We start from the raw sequence: 5,179 nt of genomic DNA, 5'->3' as shown, positions 1-5,179 counted from the left end.
CCGCGCCCCGGCGCCGGGGCGGCCGCACAGGCCCACGACTCCCGTACGGGCCCCGCGCAGGCCGCCATGGCCGCCGCCCTCACCGTCGCGTCCGGCGCCGTGCCCGCTCCCGGTGGTGGCCGGGCCGGTGCGCGGCGGGCGGGGCGGCGGCGCAGGGTGTCCGGCCGCCCCGAGAACCTGCGCCGCCTGGTGCCGCAGGCGCTCGTCGTCGCGTTCCTGGCGGGCGGCACCTGCGCGTTCATCGCCGACGACAAGGCGGTGACGCTGGACATCGACGGGGAGCCGCGCACCCTGCACACCTTCGCGGACGACGTCGGTGAGCTCCTCGCCGACGAGGGCATCGCCGTGGACGGGCACCGGACGGTCTCCCCGGACCCCGCCACCGCGCTCGGCGACGGCGACGAGGTCACCGTCCGCGGCCCGCGCCCGGTGACGCTCACGCTCGACGGGGTGCGGCGCCGGGTCTGGACCTCGGAGCACACGGTCGGCGACGCCCTGAGCCGGCTCGGGGTACGCGCGGAGGGGGCCTATCTCTCCGTTTCCCCGGCCACGCCGATCGGCCGCACCGGACTGGCGCTGGACGTGCGCACCGAACGCACCGTGACCGTGATGGCCGACGGCCGCGAGCACACCGTCCGCACCAACGCCGCCACCGTCCGCGAGGCCGTCGCGCGGGCCGGCGTCACCCTGCGCGGCGAGGACACCACCTCGGTGGCCCCTTCGAGCTTCCCGCGCGAGGGCCAGACCGTCTCGGTGCTGCGGATCACCACCGCCCGGGAGGTGCGCGAGGAGCCGCTGCCGTACGCCGTCGAACGGTCCGGGGACGGTTCGCTGGCCGCCGGTACGGAGGTGGTCGAACGGGAGGGGCGGGACGGTGCGCGCCGGGTCATGTACGTCCTGCGGACCGTCAACGGCGTCCGGCAGCGGCCCAGGGAGGTGGACGCCGAGGTCGTACGGGAGCCGGTCAGCCGGGTCGTGAAGGCGGGCACCGGGCCGCGTCCGGCGAGGAACACGCGCTGAGGCCCCGTGCGCGGCCCCGGCCCCGGCCGTGCGGGCGGCGGGGGCGAGATCCGGGGCCGCCCGGCGGCCGTAGGCTTGACGGGTGAGCACCACAGAGCCCGACGCCCTCCTGGGCCCCGCAGACATCCGCGAGCTGGCCGCGACGCTGGGCGTACGCCCCACCAAGCAGCGCGGCCAGAACTTCGTCATCGACGCCAACACGGTCCGGCGGATCGTGCGGACCGCGGAAGTCCGCCCGGACGACGTGGTGGTCGAGGTCGGCCCCGGTCTGGGTTCGCTGACCCTGGCGCTCCTGGAGGCGGCCGACCGGGTCGTCGCCGTCGAGATCGACGACGTGCTCGCCGGCGCCCTGCCGGCCACGGTCGCCGCCCGGATGCCGGAGCGCGCGGACCGGTTCACTCTCGTCCACTCGGACGCGATGCAGGTACGGGAACTGCCGGGCCCGCCGCCGACCGCACTGGTCGCCAACCTTCCGTACAACGTCGCCGTGCCCGTGCTCCTCACCATGCTCGACCGCTTCCCGACCATCGAGCGGACCCTGGTCATGGTCCAGGCCGAGGTCGCCGACCGGCTGGCCGCGCGGCCGGGCAACAAGGTCTACGGCGTGCCGTCGGTGAAGGCCAACTGGTACACGGACGTCAAGCGCGCCGGCTCCATCGGCCGCAAGGTCTTCTGGCCCGCCCCGAACGTCGACTCGGGACTGGTGTCCCTGGTGCGCCGGGCCGAGCCGGTCGCGACCACGGCGAGCAAGGCCGAGGTCTTCGCGGTCGTCGACGCCGCCTTCGCCCAGCGCCGCAAGACCCTGCGCGCGGCCCTGTCCGGCTGGGCGGGCTCCGCGCCCGCAGCCGAAGCCGCCCTGGTCGCGGCCGGGATCTCGCCGCAGGCCCGCGGCGAGGCACTGACCGTCGAGGAGTTCGCCGCCATCGCCGAGAACAAGCCCGCGCTGCCCGAAAGCGACAGCGCCGGAAGCGACAGTGCCGAGAGCGACAGCGCCGGAAGCGACAGTGCCGAGAGCGACAGCGCCGGGAGTGCCGAGTGAGCGTCACCGTCCGGGTACCGGCCAAGGTCAACGTCCAGCTCGCGGTCGGCGCCGCGCGCCCCGACGGCTTCCACGGCCTGGCCAACGTCTTCCTCGCCGTCGGCCTCTACGACGAGGTCACCGTCACCCCGGCCGACGAGCTGCGCATCACCTGCTCCGGGCCGGACGCCGCCCAGGTCCCGCTGGACGCCACCAACCTCGCCGCCCGCGCCGCCATCGCCCTGGCCGGGCGGCACGGCATCGACCCCCGGGTGCACATCCACATCGCCAAGGACATCCCGGTCGCGGGCGGTATGGCGGGCGGCAGCGCCGACGGGGCCGGTGCCCTGCTGGCCTGCGACGCGCTCTGGTCCACCGGCGCCACCCGGGACGAGCTCCTGGCCATCTGCGCGGAGCTGGGCAGCGATGTCCCGTTCAGCCTGGTCGGCGGCGCGGCCCTCGGGGTGGGCCGCGGCGAGCAGCTGACCCCGGTCGAGGTCGGCGGCACCTTCCACTGGGTCTTCGCGGTCGCCGACGGCGGCCTCTCCACCCCGGCCGTGTACCGCGAGTTCGACCGGCTCACGGCGGGAACCCGGGTGCCTGAGCCGGCCGCTTCCGGCGCGCTCCTGGACGCCCTGCGGACCGGTGACACCGCCGCCCTCGCCGCCGCCCTGAGCAACGGCCTCCAGTCCGCGGCGCTGTCGCTGCGGCCCTCGCTGGCCGACACCCTGGCGGCGGGCACCACCGCGGGCGCGGCGGCCGCGCTGGTCTCCGGCTCCGGGCCGACCACGGCGTTCCTGGCCGAGGACGGGGCAGCCGCCCGCAAGGTCGCCGATGCGCTGATGGCCTCGGGGACGTGCCGCGACGCCCGGATCGCCACGTCCCCGGCGCCGGGCGCCTCGCTCTGCTGACCGGGGCGTCGCGGAGGCCGGCCGGCGGGCCCCGGCCTGCCGGGCTCAGCCGAGCCGCAGGCTCCGCTTCGCCAGCTCGAACGCGGGCAGCATGGCCCGGTGCTCCTGGGAGTCCAGCCCGCCCAGGTGCACCACGACCGGTCCGTCCGGAGTGGCGACGGCGAAGGCCCTCGCCTCACGCGACTCCTCCATGATCTTGCTGTGGACGGTGTAGGCGACCTCGGTCACCGACAGCTTCCCGACCGTGGTTCGGGTGTACGCCGTCCTCGACGCGTTCTCGTCGGCCGCCACGAAGTCCTCCAGCACCTGACGGGGTGTGCCGCCCTTGCCGTCGCCCTGCCACACCCGCAGGAACCCGATGTGCCCGGCGGGCTTCGCGTCGATCTCGCAGGCCATGGAGACCGGGCCCTGCGTCCCGAGCGCGGCGTCCACGGGCGAGCCGGACTCGACGGCGACCGCCTGCGCCTTCCACCCCTTCGCCACGTCGAACGTGACCCGCAGCTCGCACCCGGAACCGGCGCCCCCGACCGTGCCGCCCTTGGCGGCCGTCTTCCCGGCAGCGCTCTTCGCCGCTGCTCCACCGCCCGGCTTCGCACCCGGTCCCGTGCCGTCGCCCGACTCCGGCGAACAGCCGGTCAACGCCCCCGCGACCAGCAGCACGGGGACGAGCCCCCGAACCGTACGACCCACCATGAAGTTCCCCACCCCAGCGAAATCCAGGGCCCGCCCCCCGGGCCTTGATCATTTCGGGCAAGGTACCGCAGGCGCGAAGCCGTGCGGGGGCCGGTCCTGGACCGGCCCCCGCACGGGTGAGCGGGCGCTCGTACGGAGCTCCGCACCGTGGCGACTACGCTGAAGGTCAGTGTTTTCCTTCGAGCTGGAGCGTACGTGGCCGTCAACCTCGTCAATGTCGAGCAGGTCAGCAAGGTGTACGGCACCCGTGCGCTGCTCGACGGTGTGTCCCTCGGTGTGTCCGAGGGGGACCGGATCGGTGTCGTCGGTCGTAACGGAGACGGCAAGACGACCCTCATCCGGATGCTCGCCAAGCTGGAGGACGCGGACACCGGCCGCGTCACCCACAACGGCGGGCTGCGTCTGGGCGTCCTGACCCAGCACGACTCGCTCGACCCGCAGGCGACGGTCCGCCACGAGGTCATCGGCGACCTCGCCGACCACGAGTGGGCGGGCAGCGCCAAGATCCGCGACGTGCTGACCGGGCTCTTCGGCGGCCTCGACCTGCCGGGCTTCGAGCACGGCCTGGACACCGTCATCGCGCCCCTCTCCGGCGGTGAGCGCCGCCGGATCGCGCTCGCGAAGCTGCTCATCGCCGAACAGGACCTGATCGTCCTCGACGAGCCGACCAACCACCTCGACGTCGAGGGGATCTCCTGGCTGGCCGGCCATCTGCGCGCCCGCCGCTCGGCGCTGGTCTGCGTCACCCACGACCGGTGGTTCCTCGACCAGGTCTGCACGCGCATGTGGGACGTCCAGCGCGGCACCGTCCACGAGTACGAGGGCGGCTACAGCGACTACGTCTTCGCCCGTGCCGAACGGGAGCGGATCGCGGCCACCGAGGAGGGCAAGCGGCAGAACCTGATGCGCAAGGAGCTGGCCTGGCTGCGGCGCGGCGCCCCCGCCCGTACGTCCAAGCCGCGCTACCGCATCGAGGCGGCCAACGAGCTGATCGCCGATGTGCCGCCGCCCCGCGACACCAGCGCGCTGATGAGGTTCGCCAACGCCCGGCTCGGCAAGACCGTCTTCGACCTGGAGGACGTGACCGTCCAGGCCGGACCCAAGACGCTGCTCACCCACCTCACCTGGCAGCTCGGCCCCGGCGACCGGATCGGCCTGGTCGGGGTCAACGGCGCGGGCAAGACCTCGCTGCTGCGGGCCCTGGCCGTGGCCGCCCGCACCCAGGGCGAGGAGCAGCCCGCGGCCGGGAAGGTCGTCGTCGGCAAGACGGTCAAGCTGGCCTACCTCTCCCAGGAGGTCGCCGAGCTCAACCCGAACCTGCGGGTGCTGGAGGCGGTGCAGCAGGTGCGCGACCGGGTCGACCTCGGCAAGGGCCGGGAGATGACCGCGGGCCAGCTCTGCGAGCAGTTCGGGTTCACGAAGGAGAAGCAGTGGACCCCGGTCGGCGACCTGTCGGGCGGTGAGCGCCGGCGGCTCCAGATCCTGCGCCTGCTGATGGACGAGCCCAACGTCCTCTTCCTCGACGAGCCCACCAACG

Annotated in this window: 5 protein-coding genes; 4 read left to right on the top strand and 1 reads right to left on the bottom strand. The window is 74.4% G+C overall.

The window, feature by feature from the left end; all coding sequences use genetic code 11:
• The 3 genes from J1C73_RS18695 to J1C73_RS18685 form a co-directional block, all read left to right on the top strand.
• The coding region (locus J1C73_RS18695; RefSeq protein ID WP_278186577.1) for a resuscitation-promoting factor at positions 1 to 1,020 on the top strand (1,020 nt) is incomplete at its 5' end.
• Positions 1,021 to 1,102: 82 nt separating this feature from the next.
• Positions 1,103 to 2,059 carry a 16S rRNA (adenine(1518)-N(6)/adenine(1519)-N(6))-dimethyltransferase RsmA gene (rsmA, locus tag J1C73_RS18690; RefSeq protein ID WP_307797728.1) on the top strand — a complete coding sequence of 319 codons (957 nt, stop codon included), beginning with the start codon at positions 1,103 to 1,105 and terminating at the stop codon, positions 2,057 to 2,059.
• On the top strand, positions 2,056 to 2,949 hold the full coding sequence (locus J1C73_RS18685; RefSeq protein WP_207317410.1) for a 4-(cytidine 5'-diphospho)-2-C-methyl-D-erythritol kinase: 894 nt from the start codon (positions 2,056 to 2,058) through the stop codon (positions 2,947 to 2,949). Before rsmA ends, J1C73_RS18685 begins: the two co-directional genes overlap by 4 nt.
• A 45-nt stretch (positions 2,950 to 2,994) precedes the next feature.
• On the opposite strand, the gene J1C73_RS18680 is transcribed toward J1C73_RS18685, so the two are convergent.
• Complete coding sequence (locus J1C73_RS18680) at positions 2,995 to 3,642, bottom strand: lipoprotein (RefSeq protein WP_207317409.1); 648 nt, start codon at positions 3,640 to 3,642, stop codon at positions 2,995 to 2,997.
• A 195-nt stretch (positions 3,643 to 3,837) separates the two neighbouring features.
• On the opposite strand from J1C73_RS18680, the gene J1C73_RS18675 reads away from it, so the two are divergent.
• Positions 3,838 to 5,179, top strand: a 1,342-nt coding sequence (locus J1C73_RS18675; RefSeq protein WP_207317408.1) for an ABC-F family ATP-binding cassette domain-containing protein, incomplete at its 3' end; no start/stop codon positions are given.

Origin of the sequence: Streptomyces laculatispora, from assembly GCF_017353455.1 — a bacterium.
GTDB lineage: Bacteria > Actinomycetota > Actinomycetes > Streptomycetales > Streptomycetaceae > Streptomyces > Streptomyces laculatispora.
Note: the sequence above shows the minus strand (reverse complement) of the source record. Positions and strands in the feature narration are given on the sequence as shown.

Coding starts and splice junctions, on each gene's coding strand:
- J1C73_RS18680 (WP_207317409.1), bottom strand. CDS start 3,642: ATGGTGGGTCGTACGGTTCGGGGGCTCGTCCCCGTGCTGCTGGTCGCG.